The following is a 20,882-nucleotide window of genomic DNA, read 5'->3' as shown; positions in this document are numbered from 1 at the left end:
CGTCGTGCCGAGACCTCGGGTCAGCTGGCGAGCTGGTCGCGGCGGCGGGTGAGGTAGGCCCGCTCGGCGGGGTTGCCGGCGAGGTCGATCGCCCGGTCGTACGCGGCCCGCGACTCGCCGCCGCGACCGAGTCGGCGCAGCAGGTCGGCGCGGGCGGCGTGGAAGGCGTGGTAGCCGTCGAGGAGTTCGGCGAGCCGGTCGATCTCGGCGAGCCCGACCCCGGGTCCGTCGACCTCGGCGACCGCGACCGCCCGGTTGAGCCGCACGATCGGCGAGGGGTCGAGCAGCACCAGCCGGCCGTAGAGGCTGGCGATCGTGGCCCAGTCGGTGTCCCGGGCCGACGGGGCGTCGGTGTGGACCAGGTTGATCGCCGCCTGCACCTGGTAGCGCCCGGCCGGGTCGCCGCCGGCCGCCACCGCCGCGATCCGCTCCCGGACCAGCGCCCTGCCCTCGGCGATCAGGGCGCGGTCCCAGGCGCCACGGTCCTGCTCGTCGAGGGTCACCAGCTCACCGGTGCGGGACACCCGCGCCGGCCGCCGGGCGTCGGTGAGGAGCATCAGGGCGAGCAGGCCGGCCACCTCGCCGTCGTCCGGCAGGAGGGTGCGGAGCAGGCGGCCGAGCCGGATCGCCTCGTCGGTGAGGTCGACGCGGACCGGCTCGTCCCCCTCGCTGGCGAGATAGCCCTCGTTGAAGACGAGGTAGACGACCGCGAGTACGCCGGCGAGCCGCTCGCGGATGTCGTCGGGCGACGGCACCCGGTACGGGATGTGCGTCGCCTTGATCTTCGCTTTGGCGCGGGTGATCCGGCGGGCCATCGTGGTCTCCTGGACCAGGAAGGCCCGGGCGATCTCGGCGACGGTGAGGCCGCCGAGCAGGCGCAGGGTGAGCGCCACCCGGGCTTCCGTCGCGAGTGCCGGATGGCAGCAGGTGAAGACCAGCCTCAGCCGGTCGTCCTCGACCGGGCCGGTCGGCTCCGCAGGGGTGTCGTCGTGGACCATCCGGGCCGCCCGGTGCTTGGCGTCACGCTGCGACTCGCGACGGAGCTGGTCGATCGCCTTGCGGGTCGCGGTGGTGACGAGCCAACCACCGGGACTGGCCGGTACGCCGTCGCGCGGCCACCGCTCCGTGGCCGTGAGGAACGCCTCGGCCGTCGCCTCCTCGGCGATGTCGAGGTCGCCGAACCGGCGCGCGAGGGCGGCGACCACCCGTGCCCACTCCTCGTGGTGGGCACGGGTGATCGCCTGCTCGACGGTCACCTCTGCGCGGAGCCGTCAGGCCGAGCCTCACCGCGGCCCGGGAACCGGTGCACCTCCTGCGGCCAGTCGAGCGCGGTCGCGAGCCGGCCGGCCCAGTAGCGTGCCGTTTCGTCGTCGGGCACGTCCACCACGGCGAAGCCGCCGAGGTGCTCCTTGGTCTCGACGTACGGGCCGTCGGTGAAGACGGGCTTGCCGTCGACCGACTCGACACTGCAGATCGCGGTGGAGCGGTCGAGCGCGCCGTTGCTGAAGATCAGGACGTTCTCGGCCCGCATCTCCGCGACCACGGCCCGGCCGGCCACGCCCTTCTCGCGCAGTTGCTCCGCCGTGTGCTCGGGCACCCACTCGTCGTTGAAGGCAATCAGGTACTCCGCCATTGTCGTCTCCTCTCAGGTCCGCACGAGGGCCTTCCCCGGCTCCTCGGATAGCAACCGCCCGGCGGGCCGCCGCACACTGGTTCCACGAACGGCCACTCCCTGATACGACACCACCTGGCAACTCTTCCTCGAGGCAGCCCCGACTCTTCTTCGAGGCAGCCCCCGACCGCTCGTCCGAGACAGACCCGGTGACGCATGTCTTCGTCGCCGGTGCCGAGATCGCCGGCACCGCGCACGGTGATCCGCTCCGCCGGCGTCACCGCCTCGCCGCCCTGCCGCCGCAGAGCACCGGTCCGAGCTAGCCGGTGACTACGGTCGAGGTTTCCGATCCGTCTGCGGTGATGTTGTCGGCTGCCGTGCCACGGCGGGGTCCTCGGACGAGGATGTAGACGAAGAGGACGGCCATGACCGCGGCTCCGGCCCACATGGCCTGCTGCCAGCCGTCGACGAACGACTCTTTCGCAGCCCGCAGCAGTCCTTCGGTCAGTGGCCCCGCGTCACCGGCGACCGCGACGGCGTTCGCGACGCCCTCCCGGGCGGTGTCGGCCACCTCGGCAGGCACGCCGTCGAGCCGGGAACCGATCGCGTTCTGGTAGCCGGCGGAGAGGAGCGCACCGAGCAGGGCGACACCGATGGCGGTGCCGAACTCGCGGGTCACGTCGTTGAGTGCGGAGGCGACACCCTGGCTTTCGCGCGGCAGCGAGCCGGTGATCGCCTCGGTGGAGGGCGTCATGGACAGGCCCATGCCCAGACCCATGGCGAGCATGCCGGGCAGCACGGAGAGGTAGCCGCCGTCGACGGAGACGAGGATCGCCATCATGGCGAGTCCGGTGCCGCCGACGAGGATGCCTGCGGCCATGGTCGCGCGGCCGCCGATCCGGATACCGGCCTTCGGGGCGAGACCGGAGGCGAGCATCATCACCAGTGCCATCGGCATCATAGCCAGGGTTGCCTGGAGCGCGGACCAGCCGAGCACGGCTTGCAGGAACGGGAAGAGCACCACGAAGATGCCCGCCTGTACGCCGAAGACCGCCAGCAGCACGAGCGATCCGCCGGCCAGGCCACGCTCGCGGAACAGCCGGATGTCGAGCAGCGGCGCCGGGTGACGCAGTTCCCAGACGGTGAAGCCGCTCGTGGCGGCGAGGCCGCTGGCGAGCCCGAGCAGCGTGGCGGGCTCGGTCCATCCGATCAGCGGACCCTCGTGCAGCACGAAGATCAGGGAGAGTACGGCGACGACCGAGGTCATCGAGCCGACGGTGTCGAAGCGGTGCCCGGTGTGCCGGTGGGAGTTCGGGACGGAGCGGAGGACCATGACGACCGATCCCAGGACGAGCGCGACGGGTAGGACGAAGAGCCATCGCCAGGTCGCGACGTCGACCAGCAGCGCGGAGAGATACATGCCGAGGATGCCGCCGCCACCGGCGACCGCGGTCCAGACCCCGATGCCCTTGGCGCGCTCCTTGTCGGGAAAGGTCGAGGTGATCACGGCAAGCGTGACCGGCATGATCATCGCCGCGCCGACACCGGACAGCAGCCGGGAGGCGAGCATCATCTGCGAGGAGGTCGCCAGGGCGGCGGCCAGGTTCGCCGCGCCGAAGATGACCAGACCGATCAGCAGCATCGGCTTGCGGCCGCGCCGGTCCCCGAGGGCGCCAAGCGGCAGCAGCAGTGCGGCCAGCGTCATGGTGTAGACGTTGATGATCCACAGAACCTCGCTCTGCGAGGCGTCGAACTCGACGGCGAGTTCCGGCTGGGCGACGTTCAGGCCGGTGACCGAGGCGATCACGGCCATCAGTGCCACGCAGACCGCGACCAGGATCGTCCGGCGCTGCCGCGGGTCGTCGACCGTGGCCTGGCCGGCCGCACTCGGGGTCGGGGTCGGGTTGGTGGTCATGGGATTCCTTCGGGTAGGCAGGGAGCAGTACGCCGGGAGCTGTCGGCTCCCGGCGTCGTCGGGTGGTTGGGGTCAATGCCGGCGGCGGGCTCTGACGACGACGTCGTGCACGGCTACCGTCTGGCCGCCGGGACCGGTAATGGATCGATGCGACTGCTGCGCGGTCACGATCTCCCACCCGGCCGGGTCGAGGCGGCCGGTGATGTCGGCGGCTGTCACGGACGCCGAGGCGGGCGGTTCGGTCCCACCGTGGCCGTGGCCGTGGCCGTGGCCGGCCGTGGAGTTCTGGTCGTGGTGGTGCAGGTGGCCGACAATGAGCAGGGTGCCGCCGGGGGCGACCCAGGACGCGATGCGGTCGTAGAAGTCCAACTGCGGCATCGCGGGATGCGCGTAGTGCGTGGTGACCAGGTCGTACCGGCTGGGCGGCTGCCAGGTGGACAGGTCCGCCTCGACCCATCTCACCTTGCCGTTCACACCGGCGGCGGTGGCGCGTCCGGCTGCGTGCGAGAGCGCCGCGGCGGTGATGTCGACGGCTGTGACCTGCCAGCCGCGGGTAGCGAGCCAGATCGCCTCGGCTCCGGCACCGCAGCCCGCTTCCAGGGCTGTTCCGGGCGGCAGGTCGCCGACCTCACGCACCAGATGTGGGTTCGCCTGGCTGGCAGCCATTGCTTGGGCCCGGTCCCCCCGCCAGATCTGGTCCCAGTACTGCCTGTCGAACGCGTGCGTCATCGAGCTTCTCCCCCGGTGACGACGGAGTCGCGGCGTACTGCCACGGCCCGGCCCGGGTCGTCCTGCACGATCACCGTGCGACGTGCCCGGGTCTGCGTCACGGCGGCGCTGAGGCCGACCGCGCCGCCTCGCATGATCACCAACTCGCGAATCTCAGTCGTCTGGTCTGGCACTGCCGACCTCCCGTCGATAGCGCGGCTGCCCTTCGGCACCGGCTCCTCGAGGATGCGGAGTAGTCCGACGATGTGGCAAAGAGTTTTGCCGAATGGCAAAATGGCTGCATGGACGACCCGACCAGACACACCCTCGCGGCCGTTGGACCACGCCTCAAACAGCTCCGTCAACGGCGCGACATCACCCTGAGTGACCTCGCCGATCGAACCGGCATCTCGATCAGCACGCTGTCCCGACTCGAAGCCGGCCTCCGGCTTCCCACCCTCGAACAGCTGCTACCCCTGGCCCGCGCGTACGGTGTCACCCTCGACGAACTCGTCGACGCACCGCAGACCGGCGACCCACGCATCAACATGCGGCCGATACCCACCACCGATGGCAGGATCATCGTTCCCCTGACCCGCCGCCCCGGCGGCATCCAGGCATACAAGTTCGTCCTCCCCACCGGACGCGACGACGACGAGCCCCGGCTGCGCACCCACGAAGGTTACGACTGGGCCTTCGTCCTCAGCGGCCAACTCCGCCTCGTCCTCGGGCAGCACGACCTCATCCTCGGGCCCGGCGAGGCCGCCGAGTTCGACACCCGAACCCCGCACTGGTTCGGAGCCACCAGCGCGGGGCCCGTCGAGTTCCTCAGCCTCGTCGGCAAGCAGGGCGAACGTGCACATGTCCGCACAACCGGCTCATAGCACTACGGCGTTGGGCAAACTTGGGTTTACCATCTGGTCGAACACGGCATCCGCCCGTAGCCGGAGATCTCCGTGCTGAACTCCCGGCTGCGAGGTCGGGCGGCAGTCCGGCTCCGTGCTGGCGACACCCGATCAAGCCGCGCTCCGGCTCGGCCCGTCCCGCCGTCGTGGGTCGAGGGCGGGTACCGCGACGACGATGATCGGGACGAGCGTCAGGTGGCAGAGGGCCAGGATCGTCTTGCTGGTGGCGTCCAGGTCTGCGGGCAGGGTCATCACGGCGATGGTGACGACCGCCAGCGCCGCACCGACGACCGTCGCGACCCGGCTGATCCAACCGGCGAGTGGGGCCAGCAGGGCGACGGCGGCGAGGCCGAGCAGCAGCGGTACCGCGCTGAAGCCGGCGACGGTCAGCGCGTCGACCTCGGCCGGTCCCTGCGGGGTGGTGAACCGGAACGTTCCGCCGGCCGCCCGGCCGACGGCGTAGAGCACGAGGTTGACCAGCACCGCCGTGACGACGGCGAGCCCGACGATGCCGGGCCGGGGAAGCCTACGCATCCGAGCCGGCCCGGCCGTGCTCCCGGACCAGGTACGCCTCGATCCGGGCGAAGGCACCCTGCCACACCTCGCCGACGAAGAAGTCCCGGATCTCGGGGGCCGGGAAGCCGCTCTGCACGACGGTCATCAGGGTGCCGCCGTCCTGCTCCTCGAAGGTGACCTCGACCCGGGTCGTCATGGTGAGTCCGTCCGGGCTGCTGCCGGTGGACTCGGTGACGAGCCGGTGCGGGCGGTCGATCTCGACGAAGGTCTGCGTCTCCCGGAACAGCATGTCGGGGCCGGGTCCCCAGACGGCGGTCTGCCGGCCGCCGACCCGGAGGTCGACCTCGATCTCCACGATCCCGGGCTGCTCGTCCAGGATGGCGTACCAGATCTTCTGCTGCTCGGCGTCGGTGTACGCGTCGAAGACCTCCTCCGGCGTGGCCGGGAGGTGTCGGGTCGTGCGCAGGTCGAGTGTCATCAGTCCTGTTCCTTCGTGCCTCGTCGCAGGGTCAGGTAGGCGTCCAGGCCGTCCAGGCGGCGCGCCCAGAGGCGTTGGTAGAAGGTGATCCAAGCCATCGCCTCGTCCAGCGGGGCGTCCCCGAGGCGGCACTGCCGGGACCGGCCGACCTTCTCCGTGACCACCAGGCCGGCGTCCTCGAGCAACTGGACGTGCTTCTTCATGCCGGTCAGGCTCATCCCGACCGGTTGGGCCAGCTCGCCGATGGTGGCCGGCCCGTCGCCGAGCCGGACCAGGATCTGTCGGCGTGTAGCGTCGGCCAGGCAGCCGAAGACCCGATCGAGTACCTCTTGCTGAACCATGCGGTTCACCGTACAACACTAAACCTCACGGTTCAACATTGTTGAAGGACAGAGCCGGCGGGCGCGTCGGCAGCGCGCCCGCCGGCTCGGTGTCGCCGAACCCGCCGATTCCGGCTCAGGCTCGCTGCCGGGGTGCCCCGGCGGGCACCCCGGCCGGCCCGGCCGGCACCGCCGGCTCGACGTCGGCCACCGGCTGGGTGAACTGGGCCTGGTAGAGCCGGTGGTACGCACCCTGCGCGGCGAGCAGCTCGTCGTGGCTGCCCTGCTCCACTATCCGGCCCTGCTCCATCACCAGGATCAGGTCGGCGTCCCGGATTGTCGACAACCGGTGCGCGATCACGAAACTCGTCCGGTCGGCCCGCAACGCCGCCATCGCCCGTTGCAGCAACACCTCCGTCCGGGTGTCCACCGAACTCGTCGCCTCGTCCAGGATCAGCAGCGACGGGTTGGCCAGGAAGGCCCGGGCGATGGTGATGAGCTGCTTCTCGCCGGCACTGACGTTGCTGCCCTCCTCGTCGATCACCGTGTCGTAGCCGTCCGGCAGGCTGCGTACGAACCGGTCGACGAAGGTCGCCCGCGCCGCCGCCAGGATCTGCTCCTCGCCCGCCTCCGGATCGCCGTACGCGATGTTGTCCCGGATCGTGCCGCCGAACAGCCAGGTGTCCTGCAACACCATGCCGATCTCGCCGCGCAGGGTGTCCCGGCGCAGCTCGGTCAGGTCGACCCCGTCCAGGGTGATCCGCCCGGCGTCCAGCTCGTAGAAGCGCATGACCAGGTTGACCAGGGTGGTCTTGCCGGCCCCGGTCGGCCCGACGATCGCCACCGTGTGCCCCGGCTCGGCGACCAGCGACAGGTCGTCGATCAGCGGCTTGTCCGGCTCGTACCGGAACGAGACGTGCGCGAACTCGACCCGTCCGCGTCGGTCGGTCAGCCGGGCCGGCGCGACCGGGTCCGGGCTCTGCTCGTCGGCGTCGAGTACGTCGAAGACCCGCTCCGCCGAGGCGACCCCGGACTGGAGCAGGTTCGCCATCGAGGCGATCTGGGTCAGCGGCTGGGTGAACTGCCGGGAGTACTGGATGAACGCCTGCACGTCGCCGAGCGTCATCGCCCCGGAGGCGACCCGCAGCCCGCCGATCACCGCGATCAGCACGTAGCTCAGGTTTCCGATGAACATCATCGACGGCATGATGATCCCCGAGACGAACTGTGCGGCGAAGCTCGCCCTGAACAGTTCCTCGTTCTTCGCGCCGAAGGCCGCCTCGACCTCGCGCTGCCGGCCGAAGACCTTCACCAGTTCGTGTCCGGTGAACGCCTCCTCGATCTGGCCGTTCAGCACGCCGGTGTGCGTCCACTGTGCGATGAACTGCTTCTGCGACCGCTTCGCGATCTGCTTGGTGACCAGCACCGACACCGGTACCGCGACGAGTGCGACCACGGCCAGCAGCGGCGAGATCCAGAACATCACCCCGAGTACGCCGATCACGGTGAGCAGCGAGGTGAGCAGCTGGCTGAGCGTCTGTTGCAGGCTCTGCGCGATGTTGTCGATGTCGTTGGTGACCCGGCTGAGCAGCTCACCCCGGGGTTGACCGTCGAAGTACGGCAGCGGCAGCCGGTTGAGCTTCGCCGCCACGTCCGACCGCAACCGCCGGATGGTGGCCTGCACCGCGTTGTTCAGGATGTAACCCTGTAGCCAGCCGAGCAGACTGGCGGCGAGGAAGAGCAGCACCGCCAGCAGCAGGACCTGGCCGAGCCGGGCGAAGTCGATGCCGACGCCGGGGACGACCTCCATCTTCAGCAGCAGTTCGGCGTAGCCGTCGTTGCCGGCCGCGCGGGCACCCTCGGCGGCCTGTTCGGCGGTGGTACCGGCCGGCAACTGCCGGCCGATCAGCCCGGCGAAGATCACGTCGGTGGCGTACCCGAGGATCTTCGGCCCGGCCACCGACAGCCCGACGCTTGCGAGCGCCAGCAGCACCACCGCGACCAGCGGAAGCCGGTGCGGCCGGAGCAGGCCGAGCAGCCGCCGGGCCGACGGGCCGAAGTTCATCGACTTCTCGGCCGGCATGCCGGCGTTGGCCCATCCCGGGCCGCCCCGGGGGGCACCGCCGGGCAGCCGGGCCGGGGTGGCCCGGGCCGTCTGCCGGCCGTTCCCGCCCGGCGTGCCCTGCCGGCCGTTCCCGCCCGGCGTGCTCTGCTGACCGTTCTCGCTCGCCGTGCTCACGCGGTCACCCCTACGGTCAGCTGGGACTCCACGATCTCGGCGTAGGTCGGGCAGTTCGCCAGCAGCTCCTCGTGCCGGCCGGCGCCGACCACCGCACCGTCCTCCAGCACGATGATCTGGTCGGCGTCCAGGATCGTGGAGACCCGCTGCGCCACGATCACCACCGCGGCCCCGGCGGTGACCGGTTTCAGCGCCGCCCGCAGCCGGGCGTCGGTGCCGAGGTCGAGCGCCGAGAACGAGTCGTCGAAGAGATAGATCTCCGGACGGCGGACCAGGGCGCGGGCGATGGCCAGCCGCTGCCGCTGCCCGCCGGAGAGGTTCGTCCCGCCCTGGGCCACCGGTGCGTCCAGCCCGTCCGGCAGCTCGGCGACGAAGTCGCGGGCCTGCGCGACCTCGAGGCTGGCCCAGAGTTCCTCGTCGGTCGCGTCGGGGCGGCCGTAGCGGAGGTTGCTGGCGATGGTGCCGGAGAAGAGGTACGGCCGCTGCGGCACCAGGCCGATCCGCTCCCAGAGCAGGTCCGGATCCAGCTCCCGGACGTCCACCCCGTCGACGAGTACCGCCCCGGCGGTGACGTCGAAGAGTCGGGGTACCAGCCCGAGCAGGGTCGTCTTGCCCGCACCAGTACTGCCGATGATCGCCGTCGTCCGGCCGGCCCCGGCCCGGAACGAGACGTCCCGGAGCACCGGCGCCGCCGCACCCGGGTACTGGAAACCGACGTCCCGCAGCTCCAGCGTGCCCGCGCCGTGCACCTCGCGGACCGGCTCCCGGGGCGGGACCACCGACGACCCGGTGCCCAGCACCTCCATGATCCGCTCGGCGCAGACCGCCGCCCGGGGAACCATCATCAGCATGAAGGTCGCCATCATCACCGACATCAGGATGAACATCAGATAGGTCAGGAAGGCGGTGAGCGCCCCGATCTGGATCTGCCCCGCCTCGATCCGGTGCGCGCCGAACCAGAGCACCGCCACGCTGGAGAGGTTGAGCACCAACATCACGATCGGGAAGATCAGCGCGGCGAGCCGGCCGACCCGCAGCGCGGTGTTGGTCAGGTCCTCGTTCGCCACCTCGAAGCGGCGGGTCTCGTACGGCTCCCGGACGAACGCCCGGACCACCCGGATGCCGGTGATCTGCTCCCGGAGTACCCGGTTGACGGTGTCGATCCGGGTCTGCATCAGCCGGAACTGCGGCACCATCCGGCTGATCACCAGCCCGATCGCCAGCACCAGCACCGGTACGCAGACGAGCATCAGCCAGGAGAGCCCGACGTCCTCGCGCAGGGCCATGACCACGCCGCCGAGCAGGGTGATCGGCGCCGCGACGAGCATCGTGCAGGTCACCACGACGAGCATCTGCACCTGCTGCACGTCGTTCGTGGTGCGGGTGATCAGCGAGGGTGCCCCGAACTGGCCGACCTCCCGGCCCGAGAAGCCCATCACCCGGTGGAAGATCGCCCCGCGTACGTCCCGGCCGAAGCCCATCGCGGTGCGGGCGCCGTAGTAGACGGCCGCGATCGAGCAGGCGATCTGGGCCAGCGTGACCAGCAGCATCCAGCCGCCGGTGCCGACGATGTAGTCGGTGTCGCCCCGGGCGATGCCCTTGTCGATGATGTCGGCGTTGAGGCTGGGCAGGTAGAGCGAGGCCATGGTGCCGACGAGTTGCAGCAGCACCACGGCGGCGAGTGGCCGGCCGTACGGCCGCAGATAGTCGATCAGTAGTCGATTCAGCATCGACGATCCCCCGAATAGGTGACGCGGTGGCCGGTCACGACCGGTCCGGTTGGTGGTCTTCGGCGCCCTGTCCCGATCCGGTGCGCTCGCGGACCCCGTCGAGGAGCACGTCGGCGATCGTCTCGGGACTGAGCGGTTCGTTGTCGGTGATCCTCGGGTGCGAGCCGGCGAAGGTCAGCAGTCGCAGCAGTCGGGCCACCTCGGGCAGCGGACAGCGGAAGCGGTCGGCGTCCGGCTCCAGCACCCGGACGATCGCCTGGTAGATCTCCTCGTTCGGCGGCCGGTGCCCCGACGCGCCACCCGGCCGTTTGGTCGAGTCCTCCGGCGGCCCGTGCATGCCGACCGAGTGCAGCAGGTTGAAGATGCTGGTGAGCCGGCGTTGCAGGATCGCGGCCAACTCGACCAGCCGCTCCCGCAGCGGGGTCGACAGGTCGATCGCGGCGAGTTCCGCGAGCAGTGGGGCGGGGTCGAGCGCGGTCTCGACGGCGACCCGGACCAGCCCGTCCTTGTGCGGGAAGACCCGGAAGATGGTGCCTTCGGCGACCCCGGCCGCCTCGGCGATCTGCCGGGTGGTGACCTTGACCCCGTGTTCGGTGATCAGGGCCAGGGTCGCGTTGACGAGTGCGGCCCGCCGCTCGTCCGGCGGCAGCGGACGGGCCCGGCCGGAGGGGGTCTGCGGGTTCACGGCGGCAACACTACTGAGTGAGTAACTCACTCACAAGCGAATTTCCGGAAGCGGTCGCGCAAGCCGGGTGACGTCCCGGCCCGCGGCACCGGAGCCGGGACTAGAGTTTGGGCGCGTACCGGAGGGAGTCGTCAGGTGCAACTGGCAGATCTGCGCGGCCGGCGGGTCGCGGTCTGGGGCACCGGCCGGGAGGGCGTCGCGGCGATAAACGCCATCGCCCCGGTCGGGCCGGCCGAACTGGTCGCGGTGATGGATCGCGAGACGTACGCCGCGAAGCCCTGGACGGGCCGGCTCGCCGAGCTGGCCCCACTGCACACCGGCCCCGCCGCCCTGGCGGTGCTGCTCGACGCTGACGTGGTCGTCCGCTCCCCGGTGATCGGCGAAACCCACCCCTGGGTGGTACGCCTGCGCGAGCGCGGCATCCCGATCACCAGCGGCACGGCGCTGTGGATGGCCGAGCACGCCGGGAGCACGATCGGGGTCACCGGCAGCAAGGGCAAGAGCACCACCACCAACCTGATCAGCCACCTGCTCACCGCCGTCGACCGGCCCAACGTGATGGGTGGCAACATCGGGGTACCGGTGCTCGACCTGCCGCCCGCGCCCCGCTACGTGCTGGAACTCTCCATGTACCAGTGCGCCGACCTGACCGACTCGCCCGAGGTGGCCGTACTCACCTCGCTCGCCCCCGAACACCTGGACTGGGCCGGCGGGGAGGCCGAGTACTACCGGCACAAGCTGAACCTCGTCGACCACGGCCCCCGGTGGGTGGCGTTCAACGCCCACGACGACCGGCTGCGCGCCGAACTCGCCGCCCGGCCCGGACTGCCGCTGCTCCCCGCCGGCACCGCCGCCGACCCCGGAGCCACCGGTTCGGCTGGCCAGGCCGGAGCCCGGCGAGCCGAGCCTGTCTTCCAGGTGACCACCGAGCCGGTCTTCCAGGTGACCGCCGAGCCCGACGGCACCCGCTGGATACGCCTCGGCGACCAGCGACTCTTCCCACGCGACGCGCTGCCGCTGGTGGGACGGCACAACGAGGGGAACCTCTGCGTGGCGCTCACCGCGCTGCGGGCGGTCGGCGTCGACTGTGTCGCCGAACGGGACCGGCTCGCCGCCGCGCTCGGCACCCTGCCGGTCCTTGAGCACCGGCTCACCCCGATCGAGGACCCGTCCGGGATCACCTTCGTTGACGACTCGCTCTCCACGATCCCGCAGTCGGCGATCCACGCCATCGAGGCGTACGCCAACCGTCCGCTGACCGTGATCGTCGGCGGCGAGGACCGGGGAGTGGACTACGGCCCGCTGCGGGACTTCCTCGCCGAGCAGGGGATCGTGGCCACCCTGATCGGCATCCCCGACAGCGGACCCCGGATCCTGGACGTGGTCAAGGACCTGGGCACCATCACCACGCTGGCCGCCGAGGACCTGCCCGAGGCGGTCCGGCTCGGCCGGGAGCGTACGCCCCCCGGCGGGGTGGTGCTGCTCTCCCCGGCCGCACCAAGCTACGGCCGGTTCGACAACTACGCGCACCGCTCCCGGGTCTTCCGACAGGCGATCGAGCAGACCCGCTGACACCGCCGCGGCCCTTCCTTACACTCCGCCGGCGACGGGAAGGGGCCGGTCTGCCGACCGGCCCCTTCCGTTCTTCGAGCGTCGTGCTGGTTACCGCTGCGCGAGCCGGTCCTTGAGGCCCTCGACGGCCGTCTCCAGCTGCTCCGGGGTACGCACCCGGCTGGGGTCGGCCGCCGCCGCGCGGGCGGCGGAGGAGGTTCCCCGGTCGAGGTTGACGATCCCGATGTTCGTCGGGTTCTGCACCACGGTGTAGCTACCCGGGCCGCTGATCCAGCTGCCGATCGGCCCCTGCTGCCCCGCCGAGACGACCGCGGCGGACCCGAAGATCAGCGCGGTGTCCAGCGATCCGCTGTGCTCGTCCAGGAACAGTTCGGGCTCGAAGGAGAGCTCGGGGCTGTTGCCCGCGGTGAGCAGCAGCGGACCGTTGATGGTCGCCATCAGCGCGCCGCCGGCAAGCGCGTCCGGCCAGTTGACCCCGGTGGCGAGACCGGCGTAGTCGGTGCCGCCGAAGAACGACCACGCGACGAAGAGCGAGGTCTCGTAGCGGCTGGTTCCGTAGATCGGGATCGGGTTGTACGGCTCCGTCGCCGCCGCGGCCTGCAGGCCGATGCCGACGATCGCCGACGTCGACCGCACCCGGTCCAGGTATGCCTTGGTCCCGGCCGACAGCGTGTAGTCGGTGGTGAGGACGACCACCGCGGACTGCCCGGTGCCCGGCACGTTGAACGAGCCGGCCGCCGCGCCGGCCGCGAGCGCGTCCGGGAAGTCCATCCCGGTCGCGGCGAGCACGTAGGTCGGGTTCGGGTTGATCTCGTTGGCGATCGCGACCGAGGTGCCGAAGCGGTCCTGGCCGGCCAGGCGTCGGGTCTGGTAACCCAGCGCCTCGATCTGGTCCTCCACCACAGTGGAGATCGCGCCGGGGCTGCCGAGCAGGTAGACGGTCTTGCCGGGCGGCAGGATCCGCTTGATCTCGGTCTCGGTTTCCAGGTTGAGCCCGGTCGGCGGGGTCATCAGCAGCGGACCCTGCTTCGCGGCGGCCAGCGGCGCGCCGCCGAGCGCATCGGCGAACAGATCCGACCGGGAGAGCACGACGGCGTCGGCGAACTGCCTGGCGTCACTCTGGTCACCGGCGGTCGCCCAGTGCGCCCGGGAAACGGCGGTCGCCGTGGTGTAGCGGTCCGTTCCGGCGAGCCGGGCCACGGTGTCGGTCCGGCGCGGCTGGTACGACGGCACCCCGGAGAGCCCGGACACCGGGGTCGGGTTCGCCGCCCCGCTGCCGTTCGCCGGTGCGGTCGCCACTCCGGAGCCGTTGGTGAAGGCGATGGTGCTGCCATCCGGCGACCAGGTCGGGTGGTCGTGGGCCACCGCGTTCGAGGTGATCGCGATGACGTTGTCGCCGGTGATGTCGGCGGCGTAGATCTGGCCGCCACGGACGAACGCCACCCGCTTGCCGTTCGGCGACACGGACGGGTTGCTCGCGTCGTCCAGGATCTCCTGGAAGCCGCTGCCGTCGAAGACACCGACCTCGGACGGGCCGGACGGCGCGTCGGCGCTGCCGCCCTGCACCTGGTAGACGAAGAGCGCACCCGGGCCGGAGTCCGGGTTGAGGTAGTGCCGGCCGTCGCCCGGGGTGATCTGGCCCGGCGAGAAGCCGCCCGAGGCGACCTGCGCCTCGATCCGCCACGGCGAGCCCGCTTCCTTGGCCGACCAGAGCACGCCGATGCCCTCGCTCCGGTAGACCGGGCTGCGGTAATCGATGTGGTCGGGCGCGCCCTCCCACTTGGGCGAGACCCACCACCAGTTCCCGCCGTCGTTGTGCCGCAGGGTGGCGATGTCGCCGCCCTCGGTGGCGAAGATCGCCCGGCTGCCGTCCGGCGACCAGGCCGCGCCGTTCACCGTGGTGATGCCCAGTTCCGAGTCCTGGTTGCCGAGTCGCAGCGTCGAGCCGTTGTTGAACCTGATGGTGTCGGTGCCGTTGCTGGCGCTCAGCACACTGCCGGAGCCGGGGTGGCTCGCCTGGGCCGCCGGCGCACCGACAAGAGCGGTGGTGGCGCTGAGCGCGACGGCCGAGGCAAGCGCCAGCGGCCGGGAAATAGAACGTGGAGGCAAGGGGACTCCTCGCAACAGAAACGCGTCGCACTGCCCAGATAGGGACGGTTGCCCCCCCGTGGGGCGACGCCTCGACAACTTTAAGGGTTTCTTTATTCGGTGCGCTGCCCCGTTTCGCTTCCGTGTCCGAAGTTGGTCCGTTAGGCCAGTCACACTTCGACGATCCGACGGTTCGTAGCCCGATCCGGCGGTTCGCGGTCCCCGAAAGCCGTGGTGTAGCACGGTCCGGGCGAGTAATCCGATTTGCCGTCCACTCCGGACGGTGTATTGGGACGCTCGATCCGGTGCACGTATCCGGATAGTGATTATCCGAGTACCCGCAACAGATTGCGTATCGATCGGATCGCGGAGCGTATCTCCTGAAGGTAGCGGTCCGGACCCGACGACTCGACCGCGCCGTACCCGGGTACCGAGTCCGGGTCCACCCCCACCGTGTCCACTTCGCACCCGTAGCCGAGCGCGAGCGTACGCAGCGCGTCGAAGTGCTGGAACGGAACGTAGAGCTGCGAGGTCAGCACCAGGACCCGGTCCCCGGCCGCCGGCCGCAACTCTCCGGCCCAGAAGTGGTACGTGTCGGAGGTGTGCGCCCGCCGGGTCTCCGGCTCCGTCGACGGCGCCGCGAGTACCCGCACCACCGGGCGGGCCACCGACCGGCTCGCCGGCAGGGCACCGGTCCGCACCGGCTCCGGCCGGTAGACGGCGACCGACCAGGAGTGGTGGTCGATCCCGCCCGCCGAGCGCCGCCGCCGCACGCTGGTCGGGCAACCGAAGGCGATCCGGATGCCCAGGTCCATCGCGTCCACCTCGTAACCGCCGTCCAGCCGCGTCCCGGGCCGGTCGGTGGGGAGCCGGAGTCGGTCCAGTTCGACCGGACGCAGCGGCCGGAAACTGCCCAGCGCGGCGACCTCACCGACCTCGACGACCCCGGTGTCGAGCAGCCGGGCGGCGTAGGCGGTCCGTTGCAGGCAGGACCGGGCCAACCCGCCCAGCACCAGCAGGTGGTCGTAGCGCCGGCCGGGCACGGGTCGCGGGCCGGCCAGGCCGAGCGCTGAGGCAGCCGACCGGACCAGCTCGGCGACGGCGGGATCGAGTACGGTCTCGCCGACCTCGTCCCGCTCGACCGCACCGTGCCGGCTGCGGAAGTCCCAGTGCCGGGCCGAGAAGTCGTCCAGCCAGCCGAGCAGCCCGTCCGGGGGAAGCCGGTCGGGCAACTCGGCGCCGAACGCGGCGACCAGGTCCCGCAGCGGCCGGGACCGGGCCCAGCCGGTCAGGCCGGCCACCAGGTCGGCCCGGGAGGTCGCACCGGCACCGGTCGGCAACGGTACGGGCTGGTAGCCGCTCACCCTCGTCCCTCCCGCCTCCGGGCCACGCTTCCGCTGCCCGGGGCACCACGTCCCGACACACGGACCACTCCGACGGACCGCCGCGACAAACGGCTCCGACACACGACTCCGACACACGACTCCGACACACGACTCCGACACACGACTGCGGGTCCGGAACCGGTGACCCGGAACCGGACCCGCAGTCGCGACGGAGCTAGTCGAGCGTCGGCCGGTCACCCCGACCGTCGTCGCCCGGCCCCTGACACACCACGTCGTTCACAGCCTGGCACACTGCCCGACCTTCGGGCCCCGGACCGTGTTGATCCGGCCGTCGTTGCCCGGTGCCGGCGAGTTGGCCAGGCAGCTCAGCGGCCCGCTCACGGTGTTGCCGGCGACCAGCACCGGCTGGCTGCCGGAGTTGCCGAGCAGCGAGACCGGACCGGACGCGGTGACACCGTCGAGGCGTACTCCGCCGGTGCCGAGTGCGATCGAGACCGCGCCGCCGACCCGGCCCTGCTCGACGAGTACGGCACCACGGGCGGCGACCACGGTGACCGGGCCGGAGACCCGGGTACCGGTCAGGGTCAGCGTCTCCGGCGCGGTGGCGGTGACCGGGCCGGAGATGCTGCCACCGGTCGCCATCAGCGACCCGCCCGGCAGCACGGTCACCGGGCCGGAGACGGTCGCGTCGTCCAGGCAGGTGAGCCCGGCGAAGACGAAGACCGGCCGGTCGTGCCGACCGCTGATCGTCGTGTCGCACTCCGGTCCCGGCTGACCGACCGCGGAACGCGGCGCCGGGTCGGCGGTGACCGGTGAGTTCGCCGCGATGTAGTCGGTGAGCATCGTCAGGTCGTTGTCCCCGGTGGTGACCCGGTCGGTCCCCTCGGCCAGGGTGGTGAAGTTGTCCCCGCCGGCCGCGAGGAACGAGTTTACAGTCAACCGGTAGCTGCCGGTCGGGCTGATCGGGGTGCCGTTCAGGGACATCGAGGTGATCCGGGAGCCCTGCGGGGCCGCCGGGTCGTAGGTGTAGGAGAAGCCCTTGGAGACGCCGAGCCAGAGCACCGGCCGGGAGGCGCCCGCCGGCTGCCACTGCTGCTCCAGCACCTGCTTGAGCTGTGCCCCGGTGTACGTCTTCGTCACCACGTCGTTGGCGAACGGCTGCACCGAGAACGCCTCGGCGTAGGTGACGACGCCGTCCGGGGCGTACACCAGGTCGGCCCGGAGGCCGCCCGGGTTCATGAACGCGATCTGCGCCCCGCCCCGGCCCGGGGCGCTGGTCCCGGCGAGCTGCACGTCGGCGACGAAGTTGCCGAGCACCGACTCCTTGCCCCGGTCCTCGTTGCCGGCCTCGTTGTACGCCCGCCGGATGTCCGCGGTGATCGAGCCGAGCGGCCGCTGACCCAGCTCCTGGGCGCGGGCCTTGGCCGCCGCCACGATCTCGGCGACCGCCGGGTGCTGCGGCGCACCCACCACGTCGACGAGCGCCGCGTCGGCCGCCGTCACCGTGCCGGTGGCCGGGTCGAAGGTCAGCTCGATCCTGCCCAGCCGCTTGCCGTAGTCCTCGGCCTGCACCACCGGGCGCAGCCGGTCGGTGCCGGGCACCGGCACCTCGAAGGCGTACGGCTGGTGGGTGTGCCCGCTGAAGATGGCGTCGATCGTCGCGTCGGCCCGGGTGAACTTCCCGAAGACCGGGTCGTTCGCCAACTCCTCGGCCGAGTCGATGTTCTCGGTCGCCGCTCCCTCGTGGGCGAGCAGCACCACCACGTCGGCCTCGCCGTTGGCCGGGTCGCCGTCGGAGAGCTGTGCGGCCACCGCGTTCGCCTCGGCGACCGGCTCCCGGAAGGTGATCCCGGCGATGCCGTCCGGGCTGACCAGCGAGGCGGTCTGCTCGGTCACCACCCCGACGAAGCCGACCCGGACGCCGCCGACGGTGCTCACCGAGTACGCCGGCAGTGCCCGCTGGTCGCCCCGGTAGACGTTCGCGCCGAGCAGCGGGAAGTCGGCCCGGTCGGTGACCCGGCCGGTCAGGTCGGCGATGCCCTTGTCGAACTCGTGGTTGCCGACCGCCGAGGCGGCCAACCCCATCGCGTTGAGCGCGTCGATCGTCGGGTTGTCGTCGTCGATCGCCGAGACGAACGTGGAGGCGCCGATGTTGTCGCCGGCGGAGACGAAGGCGGTGTTCGGGTTTTCCGTCCGGAGCTGGTCGACCAGGCCGGCGACCTGGGCGGCCCCGCCGACCGGCCGGCCGTCCGGCGCGTTGCCGGGCGACTCCAGCCGGCCGTGGAAGTCGTTGACGCTGAGCAGTTGCAGCTCGACCGGGCCGGTCGCACCGGTCTCCAGACCCACGATGATCGGGTTGTGGTCGCTGGCCCGGTACGGGTCCTCGGCGAAGAACGCCGGGTGCCCGTCGTACTGGAAGGCGTACGACTCGTGCGAGTTGATCTGCCAGACGTCGATCCCGGTGACCCGTTCCGCAAGCGACGCCGAGGCGACCGCGTGGTCCAGCGAGCCGGACTCGCCGCCGAAGACGTAACTGGCCTCGCCGGCCTCGTTCAGGTCGACGTAGCCGGCGTCGTGCAGGACCCGCATCGGGTCCTCCTGGGTGTACGCGTTGAAGTCGCCGAGCAGCAGCACCTGGTCGCTGCCGCTGTCGGTCTCGAGCCGCTCGACGAAGGCGGCCAGCGCGCGGGCCTGCCGGACCCGGTCGCCGTTGAACGCGCCCTGCCCGTCGCCGCTGTCGGCGTTGTCACCGGTCGCGGAGTCGCTGCTGCTCTTCGACTTGAAGTGGTTGGCCACCACGGTGAAGGTGGTCGCGCCGGCCGTGAAGGTCTGCGCGATCGGTTCCCGGGCGTTGAACCAGACGGTCTCGTCGTTCACCGACCGGGCGGCGCCCCTGGGCTGCGCCTTCGCCGGCTTGAAGATGATCGCGGTGGTGATGAAGTCCTGCTGGGCCGCCGGCGGCAACTCCGCCGGGGTGCGGACGTAGTCCCAGGTGCCGGCACCGGCGGCCGTGTTCAGCGCGCCGACGAGTCGCTTCAGCGCCCGCTGCGGGTCGGCGGCGTCGAAGCGTACCGAGTTCTCGATCTCCTGGAGCGCGACCACGTCGGCGCCGAGCGCGTTGATCGCCGAGACGATCTTCGCCTCCTGCCTGGCCAGCGCTGCCTCGTCCGGGGCACCCCGGGCGTCGCCGCCGAAGTGCACGAAGTAGTTGAGCACGTTGAAGGCGCCGACCTTGAGGTCGCCGCCCACGTCCGCCGGTGCCGGGGTGCGCGGGTTCGTCACCTTGAAGCTGGTCCGGGCGGCCGGCGGGGTGTCCGCGTCGACCGGGGTGGTCGGCTGGAGCCGCCACTCGTCGAACCCGTAGGAGAGCACGACCGGCCCGAACGCCTCGACACTGTCGCCGACCCGCAGCGGGCTGCCCGGCGCCAGGTACGGCGGCAGCAGGCCGGCGCTGGCCAGGTTGGTGGTCCGGCCGTCGTCGACGAGCAGCCGGGCCAGTTTGTTCGCCGCCGCCGCGTCGCGGGCGGCGTCGGTGCCGGGCCGGGCGATGTCGGTCGGGATCACCGCGGCACGGTCACCGGCGGCGAGCACCACCTCGCCGTACCGGTTGGTGTTGTAGACCTCGGAGACGGTGTAGTTGCCGACCGGGGCGACCAGCATCGACTCGACCGACTCCCGGGCCGGCGCGGCCAGTGGCAGCGTGAGCGCGGCCGGTGACGGCAGTGCGACGCCCTGCTCGCAGACCTGCACGTCGGTCCTGGCCCCGATGCTGACCTGGGTGAGCCCGTTGAACTCGCCCGCGGTGCCGCTGATCCGGATCCGGTCGCCGATCGCGACGCTCGGGTGGTTGGCGGCGTTGCCGGTCAGGTAACCGAAGATGCCGTCCGAGGCGGTGCCGGGGGCCGGCGTCCGCCCGCCGCTGCCGGCGGTCTGCAGGTAGATCCCGTTGTACCCGCCGGTGCGGTGGTCGCCGGTGACGACACCCTCGACGGTGACCCGGGTGCCGGAAAGCGGTGTCGCGTCGCCGGTGCCCTGCACCTGGGCGATGGTGTGGCTGACCGGGGTGTCACAGCCGACCGGGTCCGGGTCGGGATCCGGGTCGTCGCCGCCGTTGCGGGTGCCGAAGCTGTTCGGCGCCGGTGCCCGCCAGGTGCCGTCGATCCGCTGCACCGACTGGCCGATCGGGGTGCTGCCGGCCTCTGCCACGCCGATGTCGGTGGCGGCCTGCCCGTCGGCCGGTCCGCCGACCCCGGTCATCCCGCCCTCGTAGCTGAGGAACTCGGTGACGGTGCCGTCCGGGGCGACGAGTGCGATCCCGTCCGGGGAGCCGTTCTGGATCCCGTCGGTCGGGTACGTCGCGACGACCACCCCGGCCGCCGGCACCGTCCCGCTCAACGTGCGGGTGTGGTACGGCGCACCGTTGTTGCCGTTGTACAGGACGAGCTGCCAGCCGGTCAGGTCGGTACCGGCCGGGGCCTCGACCTCGATCGCCTCGCCGGTGTCCGTGCCGGCGTTGTCGTAGTGGATCTCACTGAGCAGGGGCGTCGCCGCGGGCTCGGCGGCGAGGGCCACCGTTCCGCTTGTCACGCCGAGCGCACTGCTGGTGAGCAGCACACCCAGCGCCCGGAGCGAGCGTCCGCGTCTGTTCCGGCGCATCAGGTTGCCTCCGATAGGGGGTAGACGGTCGGAGCATATGCGGGCTCGGTGGCGTACCGAGAGCTGCCAGGTGTACGGAACACCATGGATGTTCGGTCGTACCCGGTCGAAG

Annotated in this window: 15 protein-coding genes; 2 read left to right on the top strand and 13 right to left on the bottom strand. The window is 71.4% G+C overall.

Features of this window, described 5'->3' with window-relative positions; translation table 11 throughout:
* Positions 1–20 precede the first annotated feature (20 nt).
* The 4 genes from ACN28A_RS15170 to ACN28A_RS15155 form a co-directional block, all read right to left on the bottom strand.
* Positions 21–1,256: an RNA polymerase sigma factor gene (locus ACN28A_RS15170; RefSeq protein ID WP_421395901.1), complete on the bottom strand. Its 1,236-nt coding sequence runs from the start codon at positions 1,254–1,256 to the stop codon at positions 21–23.
* Positions 1,253–1,633 (bottom strand): YciI family protein, encoded by a 381-nt coding sequence (locus ACN28A_RS15165; RefSeq protein ID WP_421395899.1) that lies wholly within the window; start codon positions 1,631–1,633, stop codon positions 1,253–1,255. The genes ACN28A_RS15170 and ACN28A_RS15165 overlap by 4 nt, the downstream gene beginning before the upstream one ends.
* A 298-nt stretch (positions 1,634–1,931) precedes the next feature.
* A complete protein-coding gene (locus ACN28A_RS15160; RefSeq protein ID WP_421395897.1) occupies positions 1,932–3,527 on the bottom strand; it encodes an MFS transporter in 1,596 nt (531 codons plus the stop codon).
* A 72-nt stretch (positions 3,528–3,599) separates the two neighbouring features.
* Positions 3,600–4,256: a class I SAM-dependent methyltransferase gene (locus ACN28A_RS15155; protein ID WP_421395895.1), complete on the bottom strand. Its 657-nt coding sequence runs from the start codon at positions 4,254–4,256 to the stop codon at positions 3,600–3,602.
* A gap of 281 nt (positions 4,257–4,537) precedes the next feature.
* Here ACN28A_RS15155 and ACN28A_RS15150 point away from each other — a divergent pair, with 281 nt between their 5' ends.
* A complete protein-coding gene (locus ACN28A_RS15150; protein ID WP_421395894.1) occupies positions 4,538–5,119 on the top strand; it encodes a helix-turn-helix domain-containing protein in 582 nt (193 codons plus the stop codon).
* A gap of 132 nt (positions 5,120–5,251) precedes the next feature.
* Here the strand turns inward: ACN28A_RS15150 and ACN28A_RS15145 are convergent, their stop codons facing one another.
* The 6 genes from ACN28A_RS15145 to ACN28A_RS15120 all read right to left on the bottom strand — a co-directional run bounded on the left by ACN28A_RS15145 (position 5,252) and on the right by ACN28A_RS15120 (position 11,108).
* A complete protein-coding gene (locus ACN28A_RS15145; RefSeq protein ID WP_421395893.1) occupies positions 5,252–5,674 on the bottom strand; it encodes a DUF6069 family protein in 423 nt (140 codons plus the stop codon).
* Positions 5,667–6,134: an SRPBCC family protein gene (locus ACN28A_RS15140; protein WP_421395891.1), complete on the bottom strand. Its 468-nt coding sequence runs from the start codon at positions 6,132–6,134 to the stop codon at positions 5,667–5,669. The genes ACN28A_RS15145 and ACN28A_RS15140 overlap by 8 nt, the downstream gene beginning before the upstream one ends.
* A complete protein-coding gene (locus tag ACN28A_RS15135) occupies positions 6,134–6,475 on the bottom strand; it encodes an ArsR/SmtB family transcription factor (protein WP_421395890.1) in 342 nt (113 codons plus the stop codon). Before ACN28A_RS15135 ends, ACN28A_RS15140 begins: the two co-directional genes overlap by 1 nt.
* Before the next feature lie 115 nt (positions 6,476–6,590).
* The gene (locus ACN28A_RS15130; RefSeq protein ID WP_421404404.1) at positions 6,591–8,537 is read right to left on the bottom strand and encodes an ABC transporter ATP-binding protein; all 1,947 of its coding nucleotides are present in this window, start codon (positions 8,535–8,537) and stop codon (positions 6,591–6,593) included.
* Between the two features lie 152 nt (positions 8,538–8,689).
* A complete protein-coding gene (locus ACN28A_RS15125) occupies positions 8,690–10,423 on the bottom strand; it encodes an ABC transporter ATP-binding protein (RefSeq protein ID WP_421395889.1) in 1,734 nt (577 codons plus the stop codon).
* 34 nt (positions 10,424–10,457) lie between these two features.
* Positions 10,458–11,108 (bottom strand): TetR/AcrR family transcriptional regulator, encoded by a 651-nt coding sequence (locus ACN28A_RS15120; protein WP_421395887.1) that lies wholly within the window; start codon positions 11,106–11,108, stop codon positions 10,458–10,460.
* Between the two features lie 135 nt (positions 11,109–11,243).
* Here ACN28A_RS15120 and murD point away from each other — a divergent pair, with 135 nt between their 5' ends.
* On the top strand, positions 11,244–12,680 hold the full coding sequence (gene murD / locus ACN28A_RS15115) for a UDP-N-acetylmuramoyl-L-alanine--D-glutamate ligase (RefSeq protein WP_421395886.1): 1,437 nt from the start codon (positions 11,244–11,246) through the stop codon (positions 12,678–12,680).
* 90 nt (positions 12,681–12,770) lie between these two features.
* On the opposite strand, the gene ACN28A_RS15110 is transcribed toward murD, so the two are convergent.
* The 3 genes from ACN28A_RS15110 to ACN28A_RS15100 form a co-directional block, all read right to left on the bottom strand.
* Positions 12,771–14,789, bottom strand: a complete 2,019-nt coding sequence (locus ACN28A_RS15110) for a cell wall-binding repeat-containing protein (protein WP_421395885.1) — start codon at positions 14,787–14,789, stop codon at positions 12,771–12,773.
* A 305-nt stretch (positions 14,790–15,094) separates the two neighbouring features.
* Entirely contained in the window at positions 15,095–16,132 is a 1,038-nt protein-coding gene (locus ACN28A_RS15105) for a hypothetical protein (RefSeq protein WP_421395883.1), read from the bottom strand.
* A 258-nt stretch (positions 16,133–16,390) separates the two neighbouring features.
* On the bottom strand, positions 16,391–20,770 hold the full coding sequence (locus ACN28A_RS15100) for an ExeM/NucH family extracellular endonuclease (protein ID WP_421395881.1): 4,380 nt from the start codon (positions 20,768–20,770) through the stop codon (positions 16,391–16,393).
* Positions 20,771–20,882 lie beyond the last annotated feature (112 nt).

This window comes from Plantactinospora sp. WMMB782, assembly GCF_049179135.1.
Classification (GTDB): Bacteria; Actinomycetota; Actinomycetes; order Mycobacteriales; family Micromonosporaceae; genus Plantactinospora.
This window is presented reverse-complemented; position numbering and strand designations above follow the sequence as displayed.

What these genes read in the sequence shown, in the direction of transcription:
- ACN28A_RS15165 (WP_421395899.1), bottom strand. Translation starts at nt 1,633, where the DNA reads ATGGCGGAGTACCTGATTGCCTTCAACGACGAGTGGGTGCCCGAGCAC.
- ACN28A_RS15160 (WP_421395897.1), bottom strand. Translation starts at nt 3,527, where the DNA reads ATGACCACCAACCCGACCCCGACCCCGAGTGCGGCCGGCCAGGCCACG.
- ACN28A_RS15155 (WP_421395895.1), bottom strand. Translation starts at nt 4,256, where the DNA reads ATGACGCACGCGTTCGACAGGCAGTACTGGGACCAGATCTGGCGGGGG.
- ACN28A_RS15150 (WP_421395894.1), top strand. Translation starts at nt 4,538, where the DNA reads ATGGACGACCCGACCAGACACACCCTCGCGGCCGTTGGACCACGCCTC.
- ACN28A_RS15145 (WP_421395893.1), bottom strand. Translation starts at nt 5,674, where the DNA reads ATGCGTAGGCTTCCCCGGCCCGGCATCGTCGGGCTCGCCGTCGTCACG.
- ACN28A_RS15140 (WP_421395891.1), bottom strand. Translation starts at nt 6,134, where the DNA reads ATGACACTCGACCTGCGCACGACCCGACACCTCCCGGCCACGCCGGAG.
- ACN28A_RS15135 (WP_421395890.1), bottom strand. Translation starts at nt 6,475, where the DNA reads ATGGTTCAGCAAGAGGTACTCGATCGGGTCTTCGGCTGCCTGGCCGAC.
- ACN28A_RS15130 (WP_421404404.1), bottom strand. Translation starts at nt 8,537, where the DNA reads ATGCCGGCCGAGAAGTCGATGAACTTCGGCCCGTCGGCCCGGCGGCTG.
- ACN28A_RS15125 (WP_421395889.1), bottom strand. Translation starts at nt 10,423, where the DNA reads ATGCTGAATCGACTACTGATCGACTATCTGCGGCCGTACGGCCGGCCA.
- ACN28A_RS15100 (WP_421395881.1), bottom strand. Translation starts at nt 20,770, where the DNA reads ATGCGCCGGAACAGACGCGGACGCTCGCTCCGGGCGCTGGGTGTGCTG.